This is a genomic window from Rhizobium sp. TH2, from assembly GCF_024707525.1.
Classification (GTDB): Bacteria; Pseudomonadota; Alphaproteobacteria; order Rhizobiales; family Rhizobiaceae; genus Rhizobium_E.
In genome coordinates this window covers 3,015,257-3,040,160 of record NZ_CP062231.1, presented here as the reverse complement: position 1 = coordinate 3,040,160, position 24,904 = coordinate 3,015,257, and the positions used below count along the sequence as shown (strand labels likewise).

At 60.9% G+C, this 24,904-nt stretch carries 20 protein-coding genes; 5 read left to right on the top strand and 15 right to left on the bottom strand.

All coding sequences use genetic code 11. The annotated features are described in order from the left end of the window. Positions 1–10 precede the first annotated feature (10 nt). The 3 genes from IHQ71_RS15060 to IHQ71_RS15050 form a co-directional block, all read right to left on the bottom strand. Positions 11–1,621, bottom strand: coding sequence for an ABC-F family ATP-binding cassette domain-containing protein (locus IHQ71_RS15060; RefSeq protein ID WP_258157278.1), 1,611 nt, complete (start codon positions 1,619–1,621; stop codon positions 11–13). Positions 1,622–1,765: 144 nt separating this feature from the next. Beyond that, a complete protein-coding gene (treY, locus tag IHQ71_RS15055; protein ID WP_258157277.1) occupies positions 1,766–4,414 on the bottom strand; it encodes a malto-oligosyltrehalose synthase in 2,649 nt (882 codons plus the stop codon). Further along, complete coding sequence (locus tag IHQ71_RS15050) at positions 4,407–5,219, bottom strand: endonuclease/exonuclease/phosphatase family protein (RefSeq protein WP_258157276.1); 813 nt, start codon at positions 5,217–5,219, stop codon at positions 4,407–4,409. The genes treY and IHQ71_RS15050 overlap by 8 nt, the downstream gene beginning before the upstream one ends. 64 nt (positions 5,220–5,283) lie before the next feature. Here IHQ71_RS15050 and IHQ71_RS15045 point away from each other — a divergent pair, with 64 nt between their 5' ends. Then, positions 5,284–6,216 (top strand): lysylphosphatidylglycerol synthase domain-containing protein, encoded by a 933-nt coding sequence (locus tag IHQ71_RS15045; protein ID WP_258157275.1) that lies wholly within the window; start codon positions 5,284–5,286, stop codon positions 6,214–6,216. On the opposite strand, the gene IHQ71_RS15040 is transcribed toward IHQ71_RS15045, so the two are convergent. The 3 genes from IHQ71_RS15040 to IHQ71_RS15030 form a co-directional block, all read right to left on the bottom strand. Beyond that, entirely contained in the window at positions 6,196–7,659 is a 1,464-nt protein-coding gene (locus IHQ71_RS15040; protein ID WP_258157274.1) for a phospholipase D-like domain-containing protein, read from the bottom strand. The genes IHQ71_RS15045 and IHQ71_RS15040 overlap by 21 nt on opposite strands. Before the next feature lie 136 nt (positions 7,660–7,795). Then, on the bottom strand, positions 7,796–9,868 hold the full coding sequence (gene glgX, locus IHQ71_RS15035; protein ID WP_258157273.1) for a glycogen debranching protein GlgX: 2,073 nt from the start codon (positions 9,866–9,868) through the stop codon (positions 7,796–7,798). Positions 9,869–9,964: 96 nt separating this feature from the next. Continuing rightward, positions 9,965–10,870, bottom strand: a complete 906-nt coding sequence (locus IHQ71_RS15030; protein WP_258157272.1) for a LysR family transcriptional regulator — start codon at positions 10,868–10,870, stop codon at positions 9,965–9,967. 98 nt (positions 10,871–10,968) lie between these two features. On the opposite strand from IHQ71_RS15030, the gene IHQ71_RS15025 reads away from it, so the two are divergent. Both IHQ71_RS15025 and IHQ71_RS15020 read left to right on the top strand, forming a co-directional pair. Further along, positions 10,969–12,153, top strand: a complete 1,185-nt coding sequence (locus tag IHQ71_RS15025) for an acyl-CoA dehydrogenase (protein ID WP_258157271.1) — start codon at positions 10,969–10,971, stop codon at positions 12,151–12,153. Then, a complete protein-coding gene (locus IHQ71_RS15020; protein WP_374989859.1) occupies positions 12,153–13,298 on the top strand; it encodes a CaiB/BaiF CoA transferase family protein in 1,146 nt (381 codons plus the stop codon). The genes IHQ71_RS15025 and IHQ71_RS15020 overlap by 1 nt, the downstream gene beginning before the upstream one ends. A 417-nt stretch (positions 13,299–13,715) precedes the next feature. On the opposite strand, the gene IHQ71_RS15015 is transcribed toward IHQ71_RS15020, so the two are convergent. Continuing rightward, positions 13,716–14,291, bottom strand: a complete 576-nt coding sequence (locus IHQ71_RS15015; RefSeq protein WP_258157270.1) for a hypothetical protein — start codon at positions 14,289–14,291, stop codon at positions 13,716–13,718. Between the two features lie 145 nt (positions 14,292–14,436). Next, positions 14,437–14,835, bottom strand: coding sequence for a RidA family protein (locus tag IHQ71_RS15010; RefSeq protein WP_258157269.1), 399 nt, complete (start codon positions 14,833–14,835; stop codon positions 14,437–14,439). Between the two features lie 147 nt (positions 14,836–14,982). Between IHQ71_RS15010 and IHQ71_RS15005 the strand changes: the two genes are divergently transcribed. After that, a complete protein-coding gene (locus IHQ71_RS15005; RefSeq protein WP_374990027.1) occupies positions 14,983–15,591 on the top strand; it encodes a TetR/AcrR family transcriptional regulator in 609 nt (202 codons plus the stop codon). A 2-nt stretch (positions 15,592–15,593) separates the two neighbouring features. On the opposite strand, the gene IHQ71_RS15000 is transcribed toward IHQ71_RS15005, so the two are convergent. The 6 genes from IHQ71_RS15000 to IHQ71_RS14975 all read right to left on the bottom strand — a co-directional run bounded on the left by IHQ71_RS15000 (position 15,594) and on the right by IHQ71_RS14975 (position 22,562). Beyond that, positions 15,594–16,379 carry a carnitinyl-CoA dehydratase gene (locus IHQ71_RS15000; RefSeq protein ID WP_258157268.1) on the bottom strand — a complete coding sequence of 262 codons (786 nt, stop codon included), beginning with the start codon at positions 16,377–16,379 and terminating at the stop codon, positions 15,594–15,596. A gap of 11 nt (positions 16,380–16,390) precedes the next feature. Beyond that, the gene (locus IHQ71_RS14995; protein WP_258157267.1) at positions 16,391–16,696 is read right to left on the bottom strand and encodes a hypothetical protein; all 306 of its coding nucleotides are present in this window, start codon (positions 16,694–16,696) and stop codon (positions 16,391–16,393) included. Between the two features lie 16 nt (positions 16,697–16,712). Further along, entirely contained in the window at positions 16,713–18,782 is a 2,070-nt protein-coding gene (locus IHQ71_RS14990; protein ID WP_258157266.1) for an acetate--CoA ligase family protein, read from the bottom strand. Positions 18,783–18,786: 4 nt separating this feature from the next. Continuing rightward, complete coding sequence (locus IHQ71_RS14985; RefSeq protein WP_258157265.1) at positions 18,787–19,947, bottom strand: acyl-CoA dehydrogenase family protein; 1,161 nt, start codon at positions 19,945–19,947, stop codon at positions 18,787–18,789. A gap of 207 nt (positions 19,948–20,154) precedes the next feature. Further along, the gene (locus IHQ71_RS14980; protein WP_258157264.1) at positions 20,155–21,645 is read right to left on the bottom strand and encodes a carnitine 3-dehydrogenase; all 1,491 of its coding nucleotides are present in this window, start codon (positions 21,643–21,645) and stop codon (positions 20,155–20,157) included. A 14-nt stretch (positions 21,646–21,659) separates the two neighbouring features. Then, positions 21,660–22,562 carry a 3-keto-5-aminohexanoate cleavage protein gene (locus IHQ71_RS14975; RefSeq protein WP_258157263.1) on the bottom strand — a complete coding sequence of 301 codons (903 nt, stop codon included), beginning with the start codon at positions 22,560–22,562 and terminating at the stop codon, positions 21,660–21,662. Positions 22,563–22,673: 111 nt separating this feature from the next. On the opposite strand from IHQ71_RS14975, the gene IHQ71_RS14970 reads away from it, so the two are divergent. After that, positions 22,674–23,627, top strand: coding sequence for a GlxA family transcriptional regulator (locus tag IHQ71_RS14970; protein WP_258157262.1), 954 nt, complete (start codon positions 22,674–22,676; stop codon positions 23,625–23,627). A 72-nt stretch (positions 23,628–23,699) separates the two neighbouring features. On the opposite strand, the gene IHQ71_RS14965 is transcribed toward IHQ71_RS14970, so the two are convergent. Beyond that, on the bottom strand, positions 23,700–24,890 hold the full coding sequence (locus IHQ71_RS14965; protein WP_258157261.1) for a LysR substrate-binding domain-containing protein: 1,191 nt from the start codon (positions 24,888–24,890) through the stop codon (positions 23,700–23,702). Between the last annotated feature and the right edge of the window lie 14 nt (positions 24,891–24,904).

The window sequence follows — 24,904 nt, the reverse complement described above, 5'->3', positions numbered from 1 at the left end:
TCGTGCGTGATTAACCCGGCGGGGCGGTCGGGAGTTCCTCGTTTGGAATTTCAAGTCTGCGGGTCATGCCGACCGCATCCAGGAAGACCTCGTCATGGCTGACAATCAGCAGGGCACCGTCATAGGCCTGCAAACCCGCCTCGACGGCCGCGATGGAATCGATATCGAGATGGTTGGTCGGTTCGTCGAGAATGAGCAGGGAGGGTGGCTTCGCGCCACCAAGTACGCAGGCAAGGCCGGCACGCAGCAATTGCCCGCCGCTCAACGTCGAGACCTGCTGGAGTGCCGCATCGGCCCGGAACATGAAGCGGGCCAGCGCGGCGCGGCAGGCATTTTCGCAGGAATGCGGATTGATCCGCAGAAAATTGTCGCGGATCGATGTCTTCGGATCGAGGATGCTCACCTGCTGGTCGAGCATGGCAAAAGGCGTTGCGGCGCGAACTGTTCCCGACCAGGGTCGAAGAGCACCCGTGATCAGAGCGAGCAGTGTGGATTTGCCTGATCCGTTGGGGCCGGTCACGGCTATGCGATCCGGCCCCCTGATGTCGAAAGACAGGTTCTCGATTATGGGTTGGCCAGGATCAAAGCCGCCGGTTACCCCATCGAGGCGCAATACGAGTCTTCCGGCCGGTAGACCCGTCGATGGCAGCGTGACCGACAATTCCCGAAGCCTTTCGATCCTCTCGCGGGCGGCGGCGAGATCAGTCTCTGCCTCGCTGCGAAGCCGTTCCGTCAGTCGGGCATTGCCGCCGCTGGTGTTCTCGCTATGCTCCTTGCGCGCGCCAATCAGAATTCGCGGCATGTCGCCCTTGGCGGCGGCCCGCTTGCCGGTTGAGTCCTTGCGGGCCTTGCGCTCGGCCGTCGCCTGCGCGCCGCGCGCCACCTCGGTCAGCCGTTTTTCGGCATCGGCGAGGTCGTGTTCGGCGGCGGCCAGTTCGAGTGCCTTGCGGGCGCGGTATTGCGTCCAGTTGCCGCCATAACGCGTGGCGCCCAGCGTTGTGAGTTCAACGATAACATCGACGGTTTCGAGCAGTTCACGGTCGTGGCTGACAACGACCGCGCCGCCCTTCCAGCCTGCAAGCAGGTCGATCACCGCGGCACGTCCTTCGCGGTCGAGATTGTTGGTGGGCTCGTCGAGCAGCAGGAAGTCCGGCTCCTTGAACACCAGCGCGGCGAGCGCTGCACGTGTGCGCTGTCCGCCCGACAGTGCAGCGAGCGGGGTAGCGGTATCCGCATTCAGTCCGGCGCGAGCCAATGCCGCGGCCATCCGGGCTTCGAGCGTCCAGTCGGCCGATGCTAGTTCCTCGGTTGTCGCTTCGCCGGCTTCCGCTCGCTGGAGTGTGGCAAGGGGCGTTTCCGCGCCGAAGAGGGTGGCGATGGTCTCGTCAGGCGTGATCTGGACACGCTGATCGAGCGTGCCGATGCTGCCGCTGACGGAGACCGTTCCGGTCGCCGGAACAAGTTCGTCCGTGATCAGCCTGAGCACCACAGATTTGCCGACGCCATTGCGGCCGATGAGCGCCGTGCGCTCCGGCCCGAAGCTCAGGTCGAGATTGGTGAAAAGAGGGCGACCCTCAGGCGTGGACCACGAAAGATTGGAAAGCGTAATGGATGCAGGCATGGATTCGATATTCCCGATTGGCAAGGCAAGGCGGCGTTGCGTTCGGGTTGAATTCCATGGGGCACCATCCTGTTGGTGTGGTCGATGGCCGCTATTTAGTCGATCCGGCCGGGCCGTTCAAGGTTCGACGTGCGATGTCCTCGTTCAGTGGTGCGGCGTCATCAGGAGCGCAAACGGCCGCCGGCTGAAAATCCGGGCTATGGGAACGTCGCAGCCGAAGGTCTCATCACCGTCTCCGAAGGCATCGCTGACATGGGAGACGCCGGCCGGGATCGTCAGTGATGTATCATCCCAGTAATCCCGGGAGAGATGTTTGCCACCGGCCACGGCATCGAGGATCAGGCGCGGCACGGCAATGATTGCTGATATACCGGCATGGCGTCGTTCGAATGCAAGGATCTTGTCGCTTCTCAGACCCCCAACGTCGATTGGAATATACTCACCAAAGGTGAAGAGCTCACGGTGACGTATCCTCAGTTTGAGTGTTTGGGCTATCAGCCATGACTTCAGCGCCACGGGGTCATTGATTGAAGGTTTCCCTTCGGGTGGAGCCAGAGCTACAAAATTCGGAATGCGACGGTTGTCGGGATCGACGAGACTGAAATCGAAGCCCTCGCAACCCTGATAGATATCCGGCACGCCGGGAACGGTCAGCTTGAGCAGCGTCTGCGCGAGGCTGTTGACGATGCCGGTCGCGACATAGGGCGCAAGCACCGTACGGAAATCATCGAGGAATGCCCGGTTTTCCGGTGAAAACAGATGTCCGGCATAGGCTTTCACTGCTGCCTCGTAAGGCTCGTTGACGTCTGACCAGTCCGTCCGGAGCTTCGCCTCGCGAAAAGCCTTTTCGAGATAGGGCAGGAACCGGTCACGGATTTCGGTCAAGTAGGCTTCGTCATTGGGATCGAAATTCAGTGGCAAGACGCCGGCAAGCGCCTGGTAGATCAGCCATTCGTCGGCGGGTCCGGGTGCCGGGCCATCGGGCAACAGAGTGACCAAGCGCTGATGTAAACCGCGCCATCGCCTGACAGCAGCGACCCAGTTCTCGGGTGCCTCGCTCAGCGTGTAGAGTCTGGCGCGGGCATCCTCGCCGCGCTTGGTATCATGGGTCGATGTCGTCGTCAGCGCGAAGGGTTGTGTGTGCAGCCGTTCCTGCATGCTGGCGTGGAAGCGGGTCACGTCGCCTTCGCGGCCGATCGGATCGCCGCCGACCTCGTTGAGCGCGATGAGCCTGTTGTAGCGGTAGAAGAATGTGTCCTCGAGCGACTTGGCGAGCACCGGTCCGGTGAGTTGCTGTAGGCGGGTGCGGAAGCGGATGGCATCGGTACGAGCAGCCTCGCTCACCTTGCCAGACGATATGTCATGGAGGAAAGACAAGGCGTCGCAAAGATGGGGATTTCGGGCTTCCAATGTCTCGAACACTTCGTCCAGCAGGTGCCTGTCCGTCTCGCTCAACCCCGTGTCGGTTCCATAGGTGCGATAGACGCGGAAGCCCGTCACCAGTTCGCGCACAGCCTCCGAGAGTTTGCCATCCGTTGTGAGGTTCTCTCTCCTGTCGGCTGTGGCGATCCTGGTGGCCCAGTTCTCCAGGGCACTGGTTTCACCCCGGAAATTGACATCCGCCAGCAAGCGCTTGACCTTTTGCAGTTCCTGCTCCTGCTCCGAGAAGCCGGGCGCCACTTCGGCCCATGCCTTGTCCAGCGTCTGGCTCTCGTGGTCCGTGAACACGCCTGCGAGCGCGGCGATGAATTCGTAGCCGGTGGTGCCCGCGACGGGCCAGTCGGGCGGCAGCGTCTCATCGCCTTCGAGAATTTTCTCGATGACGATGTAAATGTCCGGTCCGACCTTGTCGCGAAGGTGCTGGAGATAGGCGGCCGGGTCGGCTAGTCCATCGACATGGTCGATCCGCAATCCTTGGACGCGGCCCTGTCGCACCAGATCAAGCGTGAGTTGGTGGGCCGCGTCGAACACGGTGGCATCTTCCACGCGTAGCCCGACTAGGCCGGTGACCTCGAAGAACCGACGATAGCTCAGACCATTTGCCGCCTCTCGCCAGTGGATAAGCTTCCAGGGCTGGAGGTTCAGCAACCAGCAAATGTCCGCGGCATTGCCGACCGGGGCATGGTCCGTGCCATGAGTTATCAGGATTTCCCGGAAGGCGTCATGGAATGCAATCTCGTCTCCTGAATCCGCCTTCCCGGAAATGGCTTCAACCGCATCTCGGATGTCTTGCGACCTGAAGACCGACGCATAAGTTGCCGGATCTAATGGATAATACGTGCCACGATAATTGAACGACACGGTCCCGGCGGATTTGTCGATGGTGATGCTGCCCTGGCCATTGGCAATCTCGTCCTCGATCGGCCCGGTGAGGACCGGCATGGTCAATTGCTGATCCCAATCGGTGTCGAAAAAGGTCGCATAGGGGCTCGCACGGCCCCATTTCACCACGCTGGCCCACCAGCGGTTTTCGAGCGACGCCGCCATATGGTTCGGCACGATGTCGAGGATCAGGCCCAGACCTGCGCCAAGCAGGGCATCCGAGAGGCGCACGAAGCCCTTCATGCCGCCGATCTCCGGATCCATTTCATTCGGATCGATCACGTCGTAACCATGGGTCGAACCGGCGGCGGCGGAAAAGATCGGTGATGCATAGAGGTGGCTTACGCCCAGGCTCTTGATATGCGGGATGAGACCGACCGCCCGGTCGAATGTCATGCCGTTGCGGAACTGCAGCCTGTAGGTCGATATGGGCATGGCGGACGGGGCGTCGTCGGGACCGTTTCTAACCATGGGCGGTCATTGTTTCGGCGTTTTCCGGCTCGGATCTGGTCGTCGCTGCGCGTTCCACCGCCCGCAGTTCCACGGTGGCGAGCAGCGGCAGATGATCCGATGCTTGCCGCGCAAGCGGTGTGTCAACAACCTCATAACCGATGATCCGCGCCAGGGCGTTGGCGAAGATATGATCGAGCCGTAAGACTGGAAAGCGCGCGGGGAAGGTCGGCCGGGCAGGGATTGTCAGCACCCGCTTGGACAAGCCTTCCGCGAGGATCGTATAGGTCCGCGAGCGTGGACCCGCATTGAAATCGCCGGCAAGCAGTGAGGGTGATATTCGGCATGCCTCACTCCCGAGCCATTCGTCGGCGGCCAGCGTCCTGGCTTGAAGCATCCGTTCGCGCCGCCATAGGCCGAAATGCGTGTTGATGATCTGAACCTTCGCGCCGTGATAATCGACTTCCACCCAGATCGCGCCGCGCGGTTCGCCGACAGAGGGCAGAGCTGCGGCCCGGACCACGCGCGAAGGCAAGGCGGTGAGGATGGCATCGCCGTATTTTTCCTCATCCACATGCAACGCAGGATGGAAATGGGCGTCCATGCGCAAATGTTCGGCAATCATGTGCGCCTGATCGATGCCGCCGGTGCGGATGCGGCCGACATCCAGTTCCTGGAGTGCAATGACCTGTGGATCGGCCGAAGCGATCACTTCGGCGATGCGGGCGGGATCGTGCCGCCGGTCGCGGCCACGGCAGCTATGAACATTGTAGGTCAGCACGCGAAGCAGGCCGCCCCCTGGAATTTCGTTTGGCGCTATTTGCATGGCGAAGGAACCCGCGACTGGGCCATTCGTTCCCCATCCAGGCAGCCATTGGCAGGACTAGCGCATGTTTCTCCGATACTTGTTCAGGATCATCATTGTCGTCGCCGTGGCCGGCGCCGTCTATCTGCTCTACAATACCCTGCAGCAATATAGCTTCGACGACATAAGCCGGGCACTGCGATCGATTCCCGCGTCGAACCTGATGCTCGGCCTGGCATTTGCTGCCGGATCTTATTTCTGCCTAGCCTGCAATGATGCGCTTGCCGTGCGCTATGCCGGCAAGCCGCTACCGTTCCACCAGACGTCGCTTGCCTCGTTCACCGGCCTGTCGATCGGCCACAATGTCGGAGTGGCGGCACTCAGCAGCGGGGCGATACGCTATCGCTTCTATTCGCGCTGGGGGCTGACCACGGAGCAGGTTGCCAAGGTCATTGTGTTCTGCGGCGTGACGGTGGCACTGGGATTGGCGACGCTTGGCGCGGCAGCGATCTTTCTGCGGCCTGACGACGTCGCCCAGATGGCGGGGCTGAGCGACCAGGCAATTTCGGTCGCAGCACTCTGCTGCTTCACGTTTCCGGCTCTCTATCTCCTTCTCTCCGCGTTTCTGCGTACACCTTTGCATATCCGCAATTGGCGCTTCCAGATGCCGTCGCTGCCGATCGCGGCAGGCCAGATGGTTGTCGGTACTGTGAATTTCGCGCTTGTCGCGGCGAGCTTGCACCAAATGCTCACCGCGTTCGGAGAAGCTGCCTATCTCCAGGTGGCGGCGGCTTCGATCACGGCGAATATCGCGGCGATCGTCAGTCACATTCCGGGTGGACTTGGTGTGCTCGAAGCAACGATCGTACATATCCTGCCGGGCGCGGAATCGATCGCTGCGGTCATCGCCTTCCGGGTGATCTATTATTTCATCCCGCTCGCAATCGGCCTCCCGCTGCTGGTTGGCAGCGAGTTTGTGCTAAAATCCGATCCTGAATTAAACGAAAATGCCAAATAGCCTTGTGGCCGCCGCATCGAGGCCCTTTCTCACTCTCTGAAACAGCCGGAAAGGCTTTGCAGGATCGACGAGGTCAGTACCCCAAATCGGCTCTATCCCGCCCTTGTCCACCTGTACCTGCATGTCGCGCAGACCGCGGGGACGGGTGTTGAGTTCGTCGATCGTCCTGGTCAGCGAATGCGTCCGTGCGATCGCCTCCGCGACAGCCTCTTCGCTCGCATCGAGATGTTCGGCCATCAAACAGTTGCGAAGGCTGGTGATCGACGCGCTACACCCCTCGGCCGTGGATTCAATAGCGATATCCGCCTCGGTGTCCATTCCCTCGGAGCGGTTGTTGAGGTTGGATGAACCGAGGCGGACAAACCTGTCATCGATGATCAACAGCTTGGAGTGAATGAGCACGTCCTGCTCGGTTCCATCCGCCTTGGGCACGACGGGATACATGACCCGCAGCCGGCCGTGGATGTCGGCGCGCTTCAGCCGGCGGATCAATCGATCACGATTACCGCCCATGATGACTTTTTCGAGAAAGCCGTGCGAGGCGCGGGTGAGCACGACAACGACATCCGGACCGTTGGGGTCCCTAAGGCGTTCGCTCATGCAATCGGCTATCCCGAAGAAGGCGAAATACTGGGTTTCCATATAGATGTGCCGCCGCGCCGAGCGAAGTGCGTCGATGGTCAGTTGCATCGCCTGCTTCTTGCTTCTGCGTTTGGTGCGGCCGGGCTCTGTCAGCGACAGTGCGACCTGGCATCCTGCAAGGGCTGGCTCAATATTGGAGGGCCAGAGATCATCGTCCCCGGTAACCCTCTCATGCTTTTCGCCCGTAGCGCGTTCCCAACGCTTGCGTGCGAGATCGCCGATGGAGACTGCCGACGGTCCAGTGACGACGGACTGGAGATCATGCACGGGATCATATGCCTCGCCGTCCGGCGAGACCCTGAGCGGATTGTCAACGTCATGAGCGGGCGTGTCCCAGCGTCTGGCTGTGAGATCGATACCGCCGAGAAATGAAATGGTATCGTCCACGACCACGATCTTCTGGTGGTGCGATCCGCGAAGCGGGTGCTTTGCATCGAAACGCAGATGAATACGCGGGTGATTGGACCATGTGTTCTCGCTGAAGAGGCGCAGCGACTTGCCCGAATAGATCGGCCCCATCGCCCAGACGAGAATGCGGATTTCCAGTTCTTCATTCTCATCGACGAGCGATCGGAGAAACGCGCCCAGCGTCACATCCGGTCGCTCGGGATCAAGGTAGATGTCGGGATTGAAATCCCAGCCGATGATCCAGATCGTACTTTTCGCTTTTGGCAGAATTTCCTGGAGGCTGCGGTAATATTCAGCCGCATCTATGATGAAGCCGACCTTCTCGGCCGGGTCCGAGCGCCAGGCATTGCTCTCGAGATTGATGATGCTGGAATGACCTTCGGCTTGCTGCATGAATTCCCTGTCGCGTTTCAATTGCCGACGCGTATCTCGCGGCCCTGGTGCGGAAACTGCCGGGAGTGGTCCGGAGTTCCACACGGTGTTGAGAAAGAGAATGATTGCAGACGGACGATTGACTGCCACGCGCTGTTCATCGGTAGAACAGCATGAGGCTGCGCGCTGTGGCCAGCACAGGCTTCTTGGCCTTGACCGGTCCCTCGGACAGCGGCGTGTCGCATGTGGCGAGCGCGAAATTCCAGTCGTCCTCGCCAAAATCCGGCAGGGTGAAGGAGACGTCCTCGGCGCGTGGATTGAAGATGATCAGGACTTCCGACCATAGTTCGGCCTCGTCTCTCAGATCGGGACGCTGCAAATGTAGACTGAGCGTAGGCTCGTCGTGCCAATGCTCGGGCAACTGCTCGCCGCCCTCTGATGTGAACCAGTTGACGATCATGCCATCGCGCCAGTTCTCGCGACGGAGCAATGGCTGTGCAGTACGAAGCGCGATCACCCGCCTGGTAAATTCCAGAAGCTCCTGATTGGCGCCGGATAGGCCTTCCCAATCCAACCATGTCAGTTCGTTGTCCTGGCAATAGGTGTTGTTGTTGCCGGATTGTCCGTGGCCGAATTCGTCGCCTGCCAGCAGCATGGGCGTGCCATGCGAGAAGAACAGCGTTGCGAGGAAATTCCGCTTCTGGCGTTCGCGGATATCGTTGATGCCCTGGTCGTCGGTCGGGCCTTCAGCGCCATAGTTATGGCTGCGATTGTGGTCGTGGCCGTCGTTGTTGTCCTCGCCGTTCGCTTCATTGTGCTTGCCGTCGTAAGAGACGAGGTCGTTGAGCGTGAAGCCGTCGTGAGCGGTGATGAAATTGACGCTCGACCACGGGCGGCGGCCACGCTGGTCGTAGCAGTCGCCCGAACCGAGAATGCGGGCAGCGAAATCGGGTGCGGTGTGCTCATCACCCTTCCAGTACTCGCGGACGCTGTCGCGGTATTTGTCGTTCCACTCGGCCCAGCCCGGGGGGAAGCCGCCGACCTGGTAGCCGCCCGGTCCAATATCCCAAGGCTCGCCGATCAGTTTTACACGTGCGAGTACCGGATCCTGCAACACCGCATCGAAGAAGCCGCCGCGCTCGTTGAAACCTTCCGGCTCGCGACCGAGGATGGTGCCGAGATCGAAACGGAAGCCATCGACCTCCATCTCCTCGACCCAATAGCGAAGCGAATCCATCACCATCTGCAGCACGCGGGGATGGGAGGTGTTGACCGTGTTTCCGGTGCCGGTGTCGTTGACATAGTAGCGATGATTGTCGGCAAGCGTGCGATAGTAGGAAAAATTGTCGAGACCCTTGAAGCTCAAGGTCGGGCCGAGTTCGTTGCCCTCGGCGGTGTGATTGTAGACGACGTCGAGGATCACCTCGATGCCGGCGTCGTGATAGGCGCGCACCGTGGAGAGAAAACCATACTGGCCCGACGGGCCGAAATAGCGTGATGCGGGCGCGAAGAAGCCGAACGTGTTGTAGCCCCAGTAATTGGTCAGTCCCTTGTCGGCGAGGTGGAAGTCGTCGAAGAATTCATGCATCGGCATCAGTTCGACCGATGTGATGCCGAGGCTCTTGATATAGTCCACCGCCGCTTCGTGGCCGAGGCCATCGAATGTGCCGCGCAGATCCTCGGGGATCAGTGGATTGCGCTTGGTGAAGCCTTTCACATGGGTCTCATAGACCACGGTCCGGGACCACGGGATGGATGGTCGCAGGATTTCCTTGGCCGTGCGGGGCGCTATGACCCGGCACTTCGGCATGAAGCGGGCGTTGTCGCTGTCGTCGAAGGTGAGGTCTTTCTCCTCGGCGTTGAGGTCGTAGCCGAAATGCGTATCCGAGTTCTCGAGCTTGCCGTAAAAGCTGCGGGCATAGGGGTCGGCCAGCAGTTTATTCGGGTTGAAGCGATGACCATTCTCGGGGTCGAAGGGGCCATGCGCACGGAGTCCGTAGAGCGTCCCTTTGGTCAGACCGGGGATGAAACCGTGGAAAAGCTCGTGGGTATTTTCCGGAAGCGTCAACCGTTGGAGTTCGATTGTGCCCGAGGGATCGAAGATACAAACCTCGATGCGCTCGGCATGAGCGGAAAAAACACTGAAATTGACACCTCCGTCCACCAAAGTGGCCCCGAGCGGCGTCGGCTCGCCTGCGTGAATGGAGAACTGAGATACTTTTGCGTCCATGCTTAACTCTAACCCGATATTTATGCTGCACCACAGCATAACGCAGGGAGCTGGATCTGGTTCCGCTCGATGGCTTATGTCGGAAGTCGGTGAGGATTACGGCTGTTTGAACCGGGCAATCTGATCCTCCAGCCAGCCGGCGAACCTGACCGCTGGCGGAAAATCCAGCTTGTGACGCGGCCGGACGAGGTAATAGGCACTCTCGCTCTCGATCGCCCAATCGAAGGCGCGTACCAGTTTTCCTGTCGCCAACTCGCTCTCTATGAGGAAAATTGGCATCAATGCGACGCCAAGCCCCGCGATGCAAGCTTGGGTCACGTTCGAGAATTGTTCGAACACCATGCCTTCGCGGTGCTGCTCTGATATGTCGAGCGTCGAGAACCAATGCCGCCAGGCGCCGGGGCGAGATACCATTTCGAGAAGCGGCATGCCCAGCAGATCGGCAGCGGCGGCAATGGGGTGTCCCTCCCGAAAGTCCGGGCTGCAAACCGGCACCACCGTCTCGCCCATCAGGAATTTGCAATCGGCGTCCGGCCAGTCCCGTCGGCCGACATGGACGGCCACATCGATATTCTCAGCGCGAAAATCGAACTGCCCGATACGGGTCGCGAAACTGATGGTGATCTCGGGATTCTTCTGCACGAAATCCGGGATGCGGGGCATCAGCCAACGAGTGCCAAATGTGGGGAGGATCGCGAGCCGCAGCCGAGTTTCCTCCGAGCCGGACATCGCCACCAGCGACAGGGAACGGATTTTTGCAAGGACCTCCGAAACACCCTCGGCATAGGCCTTGCCTTTCTCCGTCAGCCGCGCGCCGCGTCCGGTCCGTTCAAGCAGCGTCACGCCAAGCTGCTCCTCGAGCAGCGAAACGTGACGGCTTATCGCCCCCTGCGTGAGGTGCAACATGGATGCGGCCGCGCTGAAACTGCCGGTGCGGGCCACGGCATCGAAGGCGGCGAGCGCTGATGTGGAGGGGAGGAGACGTCGCTGGGTTGGCTTCATGGACTATGAGTAAAGCTCATAACGTGATTAGTAAACATGGTTTGTACTCCGGGCGATCCTGATGCATGTTGCGGACGATAAAAACTCAGGAGCAAACCATGGCCGCGGCATCCTTCGTCTGGGACGACCCCTTTCTTATCGAAGATCAGTTGAGCGACGACGAGCGCATGATCCGAGATTCGGCGGCCGCCTTCGCCAAGGCCGAACTCCTGCCGCGCGTGGAGGACGCCTATCTCGAGGAGAAGACCGATCCCGCCATGTTCAAGCTGATGGGGCAGGCGGGACTGCTTGGCGTGACGCTACCGGAGGAATTCGGCGCGGCCAATGCCAACTACGTCGCCTACGGCCTCGTTGCGCGAGAAGTGGAGCGCGTCGATTCCGGCTATCGATCGATGATGAGCGTGCAGTCCTCGCTGGTCATCCATCCCATCCATGCCTATGGCTCGCCGGAACAACACAAGAAGTACCTGCCGGGCCTCGTTTCGGGCGACCTGATCGGCTGCTTCGGCCTGACCGAGCCGGATGCCGGCTCCGATCCCGGCGGCATGAAGACACGCGCCGAGAAGATTACGGGTGGCTACCGCCTGCGTGGTTCCAAGATGTGGATTTCCAATTCGCCGATCGCCGACGTCTTTGTCGTCTGGGCGAAATCCGAGGCGCATGACAACGAGATCCGAGGCTTCATTCTGGAAAAGGGCATGAAGGGCCTGTCGGCGCCGAAGATCGGCGGCAAGCTATCGCTGCGTGCTTCGATCACCGGCGAAATCGTCATGGAAGGCGTCGAAGTCGGCGAGGATGCCCTGCTTCCGAACGTCTCGGGCCTAAAGGGTCCCTTCGGTTGCCTCAACCGCGCCCGTTACGGCATTTCCTGGGGTGTCATGGGCGCGGCGGAGGATTGCTGGCATCGTGCTCGCCAATACGGCCTCGACCGCAAGCAGTTCAACAAGCCGTTGGCCGGCACCCAGCTTTACCAGAAGAAGCTGGCCGATATGCAGACCGAGATCGCGCTCGGGCTGCAGGGCTCGCTCCGCGTCGGCCGGCTGATGGACGAGCACCGCTTTGCGCCCGAGATGATCTCGCTCGTCAAGCGCAACAATTGCGGCAAGGCGCTCGATATCGCGCGTCAGGCCCGCGACATGCATGGCGGCAACGGCATCCAGATCGGCTACCACGTGATGCGGCATTCGCAGAACCTCGAAACGGTCAACACCTATGAGGGCACGCATGACGTCCATGCGCTGATCCTCGGTCGCGCGCAGACCGGCATCCAGGCGTTCTTCTGATGGACGCGCCGCTCAAGGGCATCAAGGTGCTGGAATTGGCCCGCATCCTCGCGGGTCCGTGGTGCGGCCAGACATTGGCCGATCTCGGTGCGGACGTGATCAAGGTCGAGAGCCCCGAGGGCGACGATACCCGCCGCTGGGGTCCGCCCTATATCGAGCGCGAAGGCGAGAAGACCGCCGCATATTTCCACGCCGCCAATCGCGGCAAGCGCTCTGTCACCGCCGATTTCACGACCGACGAGGGCAGGGCACTGGTGCTTGATCTCGCCCGCGAGGCCGACGTGCTGATCGAGAACTTCAAGGTCGGTGGCTTGAAGAAATACGGCCTCGACTATGAGAGCCTGAAGGCAGTCAATCCGCGCCTGATCTATTGCTCGATCACCGGCTTCGGCCAGGACGGGCCCTATGCGCCGCGCGCCGGCTACGATTTCATGATCCAGGGCATGAGCGGCATCATGGACCTGACCGGCGAGCCGGAGCGCGAGCCGCAGAAGATCGGTGTTGCCTTCGCCGATATCTTCACTGGCGTCTATTCCGTGGTCGCCATCCAGGCCGCGCTGATCGCACGGCAGAAATCGGGTCAGGGCCAGCATATCGACATGGCGCTCTTGGACTGCATGACCGGCGTGCTGGCCAACCAGGCGATGAACTTCCTCGCCTCAGGCAATGTGCCGAAGCGGCTGGGCAATGCACATCCGAATATCTCGCCCTACCAGACTTTTGCCGTCGCCGACGGTCATCTGATCGTCGCCTGCGGCAATGACAGCCAGTTCGGCCGGCTAGCTGAAATTCTCGGACTGCCAGAGATGGCTGCGGACGATCGCTTCAAGACCAATCCGGCGCGCGTGGCCAACCGGGCACTGGTGACCGAGACGATGGAAGCGAAGACCAGGATGTGGCAGCGCGACGACTTGCTTGCTGCGCTGGAAAAGGCCGGCGTGCCGGCCGGGCCGATCAATTCGGTTGCCGATGTGTTCGAGGATCCGCAGTTCGTGCATCGCGGCATGAAGATCACGGCTGATGGCGTGCCGGGGATACGGACGCCGATCACGTTTTCGGAAACGCCGTTGTCATTGGCCAAGCCTTCCCCGAAGCTCGGGGAGCATGAGGGTGCGAGGTTCGGCGAGGGGCCTTTCGTTACCTGAGATCCGAATTTCATCCGTTTGCTGACTTGCCAGAATTTGGTCTCGTCGTGAGCTTGCCGGGGCGTATCGGAGACCGAGAGCCTTGGCAACGAGGCTAGTTGGCTCTCCATTCGCACCTTGGGTCGCCCTATAGATAAAGCGAAGTGAATCGCCCCAGCAATGCCGCACGGGATCGCCCGGCCCGCGCATACATCCAAAGATCGGCAACGGTATCCAATTAAGAGGCAATGCCTTGGCGGTGGCCAATTGGATGGTTTCGCCGGTTTTCGATGTTATGACTATGCTTTGCGTTACGGTCGGCAGTAGGAAGCCCCCTTGTTCCACTTTCTCGCCGAAATGCACCTTGACCGTCGGTTGCCGCAGATTATTCGGCTCATCGTAGATGCACATGGCACGGACAACGTTATTTCGCTGTTTCTAGCCGAGCTTGAAGGGCTGCGCCTCGTATACGGGTGTTACCCTTACCTCCTCGTTCTTTGCGCTATTAAGCCTTTTGCAAAGCTCTCCGGCACCGACACGGGTAGCAGTAATGGGCCTGTCTTCTTTGCTGCCAAAACGCGAGTAGACGGCCGCGATGTCATATCGGCTGACCAGCCAGTGAGGCACGGGGTTGGTATCTGCCGTTAGCTCGATCAACAACTTGTCGTCGAGCGCGAAGGTTACTGATTTTCCGGAGTTATAGGCGAGTATCTCTCTTTCAAGCCGGGAAAACTCCATGTGGCTTGCAGTGGCCAGAACAATGTTGCCGCCGAAATATAAAATGGGCAACGCTATCCATGCCTTGTTTACTTTGCCGGCCGCCGCCTCGATCACGATGCCGATGAAGGCAAGGTTGACCGTTAGGATCCGCCAAAACATTGCCATCAGCATCATAAGTGCTGCATCGAGGAAGGGGACATTTTGCAAGGCATAGACAACTGCTGCGAAAACGAAAAGCCAGAAAGATTTCGGCAGTGTCCTGCGATGATTGCGATGAACGAGATGTTCGATCATTGCATCGGCTAGCCGGCTCGTTTTTCTCTCACTTCCAAATAGCGTCTCTATTGTAGACCGCATCTCTGCGTGCTCCGATTGCGCACCTCATCGGAGACACCTAACAGTAAATTATTAATGCGGACGCAAGCTGTCCGTTGCAAAATCAAGCTGCCGCTGGAATGCGCGCGATGACCTTGATCTCGAAATCGAAGCCCGCCAGCCAGTTCACGCCAAGCGCCGTCCAGTTGGGATAAGGCTTCGTGTTGAAAACTTCCTGCTTCACAGCCATCAGGGTTGCGAACTGGTTTTCCGGGTCGGTGTGGAAGCTGGTCACATCGACGATATCGTCGAAACCGCCTCCAGCGGCTTTCAGCGTAGCCTCCAGGTTGCTGAAGGCCAGACGGACCTGGCTTTCGAAATCGGGCTCGGGCGTTCCATCTTCGCGGCTGCCCACTTGTCCGGACACGAACAGGAGATCGCCGGATCGGATGGCGGCGGAATAGCCGTGCGCTTCATAGAGGCTATGCCGGTTTGCGGGGAAGATTGCTTCTCGTTGGGTCATGGTGTTCTCACTTTGATTGAATTGATTGCCTTGGAGCAGCACTTCACAAATACCGCTCCATTTGATATACGGTGCGTATCTGAAATAGTTTTGGCATCTCGCCATGTCAAGTTCAAATACGTTCCGTATCTGAAAAATGAGGATTTGATGGTCAAACCACGTAGCGAAACGATGCGGGAAAACCGTGCCAAGCTCATTGGGGCTGGACGGCAGGCGTTTGCGGAAAGTGGCTACGCAGCGGCATCCATGGACGAGCTGACGGCCCGTGTCGGCCTGACGCGAGGTGCGCTTTACAAGAATTTTGGCGACAAGCGCGGGCTTCTGGCGGCGGTTGTCGATCAGATCGATACGGAAATGGCGTCGCGCGCCCAGGACATCGGCGCACGGGCGGCTGATGAATGGCAGGCCCTGTTGGCAGAAGGCGCTGCCTATATCGAGATGGCGCTTGATCCGGAAGTTCAACGAATCGTGCTTCTCGACGGGCCGGCCGTACTGGGAGACCCGTCGCTATGGCCGAGCCAGAACAGTTGTCTTCAAGTGACAAGAAGCGCTCTTGAGCGCCTCATGGCGAAAGGCATAATCAAGCCGCTTGACGCGGAAGCGGCTGCGCGACTGGTCAGTGGTGCGGCGCTCAATGCTGCTCTCTGGGTCGCAGCGAGCGAAGATCCGCAAGCCGTGCTGCCAAAAGCGGTCGAAGCCTTTCGTGCCTTGGCTGAAGGATTGTTGTTACTGGGGCGTTCGAACGAACAGCTCTGAGTTCACTTCCCCTTCCACACCGGATCTCGCTTTTCCGCAAATGCCCTTGCACCCTCGAGATTGTCCTCGCTGCCATAGAGCACATCGACCGTCTTCAACTGCCGGCGGGTGATTTTGTTCATGGTGTCCTGGAACTTGTTGCCCTCGGCCTCGCGCACGACTTCCTTGATCGCGGCGTAGACCAGCGGCGGGCCGCTTTCGAGCAGGCGGGCGAGTTCCCAGGCGCGGTCCATCAGCTTGTCGGCGGGCAGGATTTCGTTGACGAAGCCCCAGCGATGCGCCTCGGTCGCGTCGAGCCAACGGCCGGTGAACAGCATGTCCATTGCGATGTGGTAGGGGATGCGCTTCGGCAGCTTGATCGAGGCGGCGTCGGCCACCGTGCCGGACCGGATCTCCGGCAGCGCGAAGGTCGCGTGTTCGGCGGCGAGGATCATGTCCGTGGACAGCGCGATCTCAAGCCCGCCGCCGCAGCAGATGCCGTTGATCGCCCCGATAACAGGCTTGTTGAGGTCGCGCAGTTCCTGCATGCCGCCGAAGCCACCGACGCCGTAGTCGCCATCGACCGCATCTCCCGCGGCAGCCGCCTTCAGGTCCCAGCCGGGGCAGAAGAATTTCGGGCCGGCGCCGGTGATGATGGCGACGCGCAGGCTCTCGTCATCGCGGAAATCGGCGAAGATCTTGCCCATGATGCGCGATGTGATCAGGTCGATGGCATTGGCCTTCGGCCGGTCGATGGTGACTTCGAGAATACCGCCCTCGCGGCGTGTCTTGATCGGTTCGTCGGTCATGTTGGTCTCCCTTACAGTCTCACGTGTTCTATGCTGCCTTCATCGCCGAAGGTGCCGACGAACTCGATTACGTCCTCGATCGGCTCATTTTCGTGCCATGTCGTGACAATGAACCGGTCTTCATTTCCGTCATCGCCAACAATCAACTGATCGAGCAAGTCGTGCAGGGCCTCGCATCCTTCACCATGCACTGCGACCAGCGAGATTTTGCGAACGATCCAAGTCTCCACAAGGTCTTGCAAGGCCCTCAGGTCGCGGACCGGGCTATGGAGGATGATCTTGGTAACGGCTACGGTGGTGTTACCTGTGTCATCCATGGTGTTGCTTCGTTTCCTATCTTCTGATCCGCACCAACGCATCCGCAGCGACGACGCCCTGGCCTTCAGGCAGCACCATCAGCGGATTGATGTCCAGCTCCTCGATATCCGCCGCGTTGGCGATGACGAAATCGGCAGCGGCGGAAACCGCGTCGATGAGTGCCGCCATGTCACCCTTGGCCTGGCCGCGATAACCTATCAGCAGCTTGGTGATTTTCAGCCCGCCGATGGCCCTTTCGATATCCGCCTTGGTCGTCGGCAAGGTGATAACAGCGGAATCGTCCATCAGTTCGACCAGGATACCGCCGGCGCCGATGGTGAGAACGGGACCCGTGACGGGATCGCGGAGCGCGCCGATGATCAGTTCGGCCACCGGCTTGGCGGCCATCTGCTCGACGAGGAAACCTTTGGCGACACCGGCCATGGCCTTCGCAGCTTCGATGACGTCGGCCTCGGACTTGAGGTTGAGCTTGACGGCGCCGGCCTCGGTCTTGTGAGCCACGCCGGAGCCTTTAAGTGCGACGGGAAAACCGATCTCGGCGGCAGCCTTCGCGGCTTCCTCTGATGTCGCCGTCAGCTTGCCCTTGGGAACCGGCAGGCCGAACGGCATCAGCGCCTGCTTGGATTCGTATTCGCTGAGCGTCGCATCTTCACCTTCGGAGGCGTCGGCCTTCAGAAGTGGCGCGGGGGCGGGTGCCGACCATGCCTTATGGATTGCATGCGCCGTCTCGGCCGCGACCAATGCCTCGTCGATGCCCATAAACGGCGTGACGTCATTGGCGACCAGCGTGAAGGCAACATCCTCAGGCAGGTTCTCGCCCATTGAGGCGACGACACCAGCATTGGCGCCTGTGGCCTTCTTTGCCGCGATGATGGCATTGACCGTCGTCATCCAGTCGGCTGGGTCGCAGCGATCCGAGCGCGGGAAATCTAGGATGATAAGGTTTAGCGCATAGTCGCCCTGCATCATCGTCGTAAACGCGGTGGTCTGCTTCTCGCCATTGCCCCAAACGAAGGTGTGGTAGTCGAGCGGGTTCGAAAGCGTCACCATCTGGCCGAGCGTTTCGCGGAGCACCTGAAGCTGTTCGGGTTTCAAGTCGCGGAAATCCACCTTGCGGCCGACGGCGCTGTCGGCGATCAGCGAGGCTTCGCCGCCGGAGCAGCTCATCGAGGAAATCTCGTTGGTCTCCAACGGTCCCGAAACATGCAAAAGCTTCAGTGTTTCAAGCAGTTCCGGCAGCGAGTTGACGCGGCCGATGCCGAGACGTTCGAGCACTGCGCCGGAGACCTTGTCATTGCCGGCAAGCGATGCGGTGTGGGAGACGGTGGCCTTCTGCGCGGCTTCCGACTTGCCCATCTTGAGCGCGACGACCGGTTTTTTCAACTCGCGGGCGCGGCGGCCGAGCAGTTCCAGCGTCTCGATGTCGTCGAAGCCTTCGATATGCAGGCCGACAGCGGTGACGCGCGGGTCTTCGAGGGCGGCGACGGCGAGCGCGGAAAGGCCGGTCTGGGCCTGGTTGCCGGCGGTCATGAGATAGGCGAGCGGCAGGCCACGCATCTGCATGGAGACGTTGCAGGCGATGTTGGATGACTGGGTGAGGACAGCAACGCCGCGCTCGGTGCGGATCATGCCGTGCTGGTCGGGCCAGAGCAGCGCACCATCCAGCATGTTGATGAAGCCGTAGCAATTGGGGCCGACCACGGCCATGTCGCCGGCGGCCTCGACCAGCTGCGCCTGCAGGTCATGGCCATCGGCGAGTTCCGCGACCGCTTCGGAAAAGCCCGAGGCGTAGCAGATCGCGCCGCCCGCGCCGCGCTCGGAGAGCTGGCGCATGATCTCGATCGTCAGCGTGCGATTGACACCGACGAAGGCGGCATCGGGTGCATGAGGCAGGTCGGCGACGGAGCGGTAGCATTTGTAGCCGTGCACCTCGTCCTTGGTCGGGTGGACCGGCCAGATGTCACCGGTATAGCCCATCTTCCTGCATTGTTCGACGACGCGACCGGCTTCCTTGCCGCCGAAAGTGGCGATGGATTTCGGTCGGATCAGTCGGGAGAGGGCGCCTTCTGCGAGCTGCTTCACCATGCCATTACGCTCCGAACGGACGCAGCAGGTCGCGGCTGATGATGTGGCGCTGGATTTCCGATGTGCCGTCCCAGATGCGCTCGACGCGGGCATCGCGCCAGAAGCGGGCGAGCGGCAGGTCGTCCATCAGGCCCATGCCGCCGAAAATCTGGATCGCCTCGTCGGTGACGCGCGCCAGCATTTCGGATGCATAGAGCTTGGCCGAAGCGATCTCGCGGTTGGCGGGGAGCTTCTGGTCGAGGCGCCAGGCGCCAGCGAGCGTCAGCCAGTCGGCGGCGTCGATCTCGGTGATCATGTCGGCGAGCTTGAAGGAAACGCCCTGATTGGCGCCGATCGGCTTGCCGAACTGCTTGCGCTCGGCGGCGTAGGGCACGGCCATGTCGAAGACGCGGCGAGCGCGGCCGACGCAATTGGCGGCGACCGTCAGGCGCGTGCCATAGAGCCAGTCGTTGGCGAGGTCGAAACCCTTGTGCGGTTCGCCGAGGATCTGGGCCGAGGAGAGGCGGCAGTCGTCGAAGTTCAGGATGCAATTCTTGTAGCCGCGATGGGAGACCGAATTGTAGCCATCGCGGATTTCAAACCCGGGCGTGCCGCGATCGACTAGGAAGCAGGTGATCAGCTTCTTCGGCCCGCGTGGCGTCTCTTCCTCGCCGGTGGCGATGAAGACGATGACGAAATCCGCAATGTTGGCATGGCTGATGAAGTGCTTGGTGCCGTTGACGATCCAGTCCGAACCGTCCTGCTTGGCGAAGCATTTCATGCCGCGCACGTCGGAGCCGGCACCCGGCTCGGTCATGGCGAGCGCATCGAACTTCTCGCCCTTGGTGGCGGGGATCAGGTAGCGCTCGCGCTGGTCTTCGTTGCAGCCCATCAGGATGCCGGAGGGGCGGCCGAAGAAGACGGTCAGCGCCATCGAGGCGCGGCCGAGTTCGCGCTCGACCAGCGTGAAGGTGAGGTGATCGAGGCCTGCGCCCCCGACATCCTCCGGCATGTTGCAGCCGAAGAAGCCGAGATCCTTGACCTTCTTGGCGATCTCCTGGCCCACTTCCTTGGGCACGAAGCCCTGACGTTCGACCTCGTCTTCCAGCGGGTAGAGCTCGGTTTCCACGAAGCTCCGTACCGTGTTGACGATCATGTCCTGTTCTTCGGTCAATCCGAAATTCATGATTTCCTCCTGAGGTTATGGAGGTTCGCCATCCGGCGCACCTCCCTCTGCCCTGCCGGGCATCTCCCCCTCAAGGGGGGAGATTGGATCCCATTTAACCCCTCAATTCGCAGCCACGTCGATAAGTGGCGGGCGGGTCCATCCAGCCGATCTCCCCCCTTGAGGGGGAGATGCCCGGCAGGGCAGAGGGGGGTATTCTTGCTCGACCTAAGCCTTCTTCTGCCCCACAACCCGGCCGGCACTCGCCGGAAGCGGCAGGCTGGCGTGTGCCGCGATCATCGGCTGAAGCTTTTCCAGGACCGACGTAAGCGGCGGAACCGACTTGCCCTCCTTCGAGGACACATGCAGCATCAGGTGTTCGCAGGTCGCCAGCAGTGCATCGTCGGAAGCGCGATGGAGCCACATGAAGGTGTGGATCTTCTTGCCATCGGTCGGCAGGATCTGGGCCTTGACGTAAAGCGCGTCGCCGAGCTTGGCTTCGTCGAGCCACTGGTTGTGGGCCTCGACCGTGTAGTAGCTGTGGCCGGCGGCGACGTAATCGAGATCGGCGCCGACCATCCGGAGCAGCGAGTCGGCAGCATCGGCAAAGCACTGGTTGTAGCGGAACTCGGTCATGTGGCCGTTGTAATCGACCCAGGACGGATGGACCTTGATCTCAAGCAGCTTGATCGGCTCGGCACTCGGCTTGGCCTCGGGCTTCGGCGCGCTCTTCCAGAGATGCGCTTCGAATTCGGTGAGCAGCTTGCCGGCGCCCCAGCCTTGCCCGCCATTCGAGGTCTTGAGGGTCTGCATGATGCCGACGAGGTTCTCGTCGCGGATGCGCTCGAGCTCGCGGAAGCCATAGGCGCCGGACTGGGCGTCCGACTGGTTGGCGATCTTCTCGACCAGTGCATCGTCGAGATCGACGACGTCCATCAGCTTGGTCCACGGCCAGGAGAGGCAGGGGCCGAACTGGGCGATGAAGTGGCGCATGCCGGCTTCGCCACCGGCGATGCGGTAGGTCTCGAACATGCCCATCTGCGCCCAGCGCATGCCGAAGGAATAACGGATCACGTCGTCGAGCGTCTCGGTGTCGCAGATATCGTCCTTGATCAGCCACAGGCCTTCGCGCCAGACTGCCTCGAGCAGGCGGTCGCCGACGAAGGCTTCGATTTCCTTCTTGAGAATGACGCCCTTCATGCCGATCGGCGCCAGCCTGGCCTTGGCCAATTCGAGTGTTTCGGGCGAGGTCTTCTCGCCGCCGACCAGCTCGGCGAGCGGCAGCAGGTAGACCGGGTTATAGGGGTGTGCGACGAACATGCGCTCGGGATGCTTCATGTCGCGCTGAAGTTCGGTCGGCATGATGCCCGAGGTCGAGGAGCCGATCAGCGCCTTGGGGTCGGCGGCTGCATCGATCTGGGTCAGCACGTTGCGCTTGAGATCGACGCGCTCAGGCACGCTTTCCTGAATCCAATCAGCACCTTCGACGGCTTCCTCGATGGTCTTGACGAAGGTCAGCTTGCCCTTCTTGGGCAACGGTGCCGTGGTCAGCAGGCCGTAGGCGCGCTCGGCATTGGCCATCACTTCGCCGACGATGCGCTCGGCTTCGGGATGCGGATCGAACATCCTGGTGTCGATGCCGGCGAGCACGAAACGCGCCGCCCAGGCTCCACCGATCACGCCACCGCCGATGCAGGCTGCCTTGTTGATTTTGGTCATTGCCACTTCTCCGATCAGCGCTTCGTCAGCTTCAGCTTCTTGCGGACCTCATCTGGTCCGATGATCCGGGCGCCCATGCCTTCGACGACCTGCACGGCCTTTTCGACGAGCTGTGCATTGGTGCCGAGCTGGCCCTTGCCGACATAGAGATTGTCTTCGAGGCCGACGCGGACATTGCCGCCGCCGAGGATGGCGAGTGCCGGATAGGCCATGGCATTGCGGCCGATCGAGAAGGCGGAATAGGTCCAGTTGGCTGGCACGTTGTTGACCATGGCCATATAGGTGTTGAGGTCGTCAGGGGCGCCCCAGGGCACGCCCATGCAGAGCTGGACCAGCACCGGATCCTCGATCAGGCCTTCCTCGACCAGTTGCTTGGCGAACCAGAGATGGCCAGTGTCGAAGGCCTCGATTTCCGGGCGGACGCCGAGGTCGGTCATCTTCTTGGCCATGGCGCGCAGCATCGATGGCGTATTGGTCATCACATAGTCGCCGAGGGAGAAGTTCATTGTGCCGCAATCGAGCGTGCAGATCTCGGGCAGGCATTCTGCAACGTGGGAAACGCGCTCGGTGGCGCCGGCCATGTCGGTGCCGATTGCTTTCAGCGGTAGGGGCTGCTCGACATCGCCGAATATCAGGTCGCCACCCATGCCGGCGGTCAGGTTCAGCACCACGTCGGTGTCGGCCTGGCGGATGCGGTCGGTGAGTTCCCTGTAGAGCGCATTGAGGCGCGAGGGCGCGCCGGTCTCGGGATCGCGCACGTGACAATGGACGATTGCCGCGCCGGCCTTGGCGGCATCGATCGCGGAAGCCGCAATGTCCTTGGGCGAGCGCGGCACATGCGGCGACTTGCCGGCAGTGTCGCCCGAGCCGGTCACGGCACAGGTGATGAAGACGTCGCGGTTCATATTGAGCGGCATTTGGATAGACCCTCCCTCGGGAAATGTTGGCGCAGTGTCTGCCAACGTCCGCCTACGTGCTTTGCATTATCGGCAACATCCTATACATTATCGGAAATATTGGATGAGAGCATGTTTGACCCGACCGACGGTCCAGTCCAGATCGATATATTGGCATTTCCCGAAACGACGGTGATCCTTCTCGCTTCGGTGATCGAACCCTTGCGCGCGGCAAACCGTATCGCGGGCCGCACGCTTTATGGCTGGCGATTGCTCAGTCTCGATGGCGAGCCGGTGGAAACCACGGCCGGAATTCATGTTCCCGTCGATGGGGCTTTCAAGCTTGGAAACGAGAGGAATCCTCTATTTGTCGTGTCGAGTTACAACTGGCGGCGCAGCAACACGACTGCCGTGAAAATGGCGCTGTCACGAACCGCCCGACACCGCTCGATGATCGTAGGCGTCGAATCGGGCACTTGGCTGATGGCGGAAGCAAGCCTGCTCGACAATCACAAGGTCACGGTGCACTGGGAGGACCAGGACGATTTTTCGACCCGTTATCCCGAGATCGATGTGGTCAAGGAACGCTTCGTCATCGATCGGCGCAGAATGACGTCGGGCGGCGCGCTGCCGACGCTTGATATGATGCTGGAGGTCATCCGCCGTCGACAGGGCTATTCCATGGCTCTCGAAGTCTCGCGCTCGTTCCTCTATGAGCGGGGTGGCGGTGGCGACGAAATCCGGCCATCGGCGCCCAGCAGCGTCGGTATGCTCGACCGACGGCTTTATCAGGCGGTGAAGCTGATGGAAGACACCGTGGACCGACCCCTTGTATTGCAAAGCCTCGCGGCCCGAACTGGCATCAGCGCCCGGCATCTACAGACGCTGTTCCAGAAATCCTTCGGCGTATCGCCGCATGTGCATTACCTGGCGCTCAGATTGAACGCGGCCCGCCGGCGCGTCATCGAGACGGATGCGTCCTTCGCCGACATCGCGGCGGGCACCGGTTTCAACTCGGCGTCGGCATTTTCACGGGCCTACCGCGCGCAGTTCCAGGAGAGCCCATCGGAGACGCGGGCACGTTAGCAGTGCTGAATTTCTGAATCGTGCTAGGCGCTTAAGACGATTGCCTGAGTGATCGATTCAGCAGTGCTTGCTTCATTCCGAGAGGTCAGCAGACGCCTCGCGAAGTGTGGTGAGAAATTCCGATTGCAGCCGCGTCGGCAGGAAGTGACGGCGGAACGTGAGGCCTACGGAACGCCGTGATGTTGGTAGCGGATAGTCGAGAGCTGCAAGAAAGCCAGCCTCGAGATCGTATCGCATCTGGTGCAGTGACAGCAGTGCAAGATGGTCCGATTTCAGCAACACGCCGCGTATCGCATTCAGAGATCCGGACTCGACGCTTCGCCGTGCCGGGCGATCGTTGGGAAAGCCAGCCGCCATCGTATCGAATGTCTGCCGCGAAGGGGTGCCGTGCCGCGCGACGACCCAGGAGAATTCCGCGAGATCACTTGGCGTTATCGCTTTCTTTCCAGTCAGCGGATGGCCCGCGCGCCCCACCACCTTCAGTTCATAGTCGAACAGGCGTTCCTGCTGGAGGGTCTTGGACGAAAAACCATCACGCAGCGCGCCCACCAGCATATCGATGCGGCCGCGTTCGAGATCGCCGATCAGCGCGTCATAGCTGCCTTCCAGTATCTCGAACTGCGCCTGCGGATAACGGCCCGCCAGCAGCGCCACGGCGTCGGGCACGAGGAAAGTGCGGGTGAGGGGCAGCGTGCCGATCGAGACCCGGCCTTCATACCTGTCGCGGCTCTCCATCAACTGAATGCGCGCGCTTTCGAATTCCGCCAGCGCAAGGCTGAACTGCCGCGCGGCAACTGCGCCCGCCGGGGTCAGGTCGATGGCGCGGCCCTTACCCTCGAAGAGCGGCGTGCCGACCACCACTTCTGCCTCGCGGGCGGCCCGCTGCACGGCAGGCTCCGATTGATCGAGCGACCGCGCCGCTGCGCTGAAACTGCCATGCACGGCAAAAGCCGCCACGGATCTCACATGCGGCCAAGCCAACCGGCTTTCCACCCGATCGGCTGCCGATTTCGATGTGCCGGCTGCCTGCCTGAGAAAATCGAAGATACGCCGGAAGCGGTCGAGGACTATTCTGCCTTCGCCGGTCATTTCCATGCCGGCACGATCAATCAGGGTCGCATCCAGCGATTGTTCGAGGCTTCGGAGCGCCTGGGACGCCGCAGGCTGGGTAACGGCCAAAGCCTCCGCTGCGGCGGTCAGTGAACCACCGTCGGCGAAGGCAATGAACAACCTTAAATGGCGCAGATTGGGCAGATGGACCACGGGGTTTCCTGAGA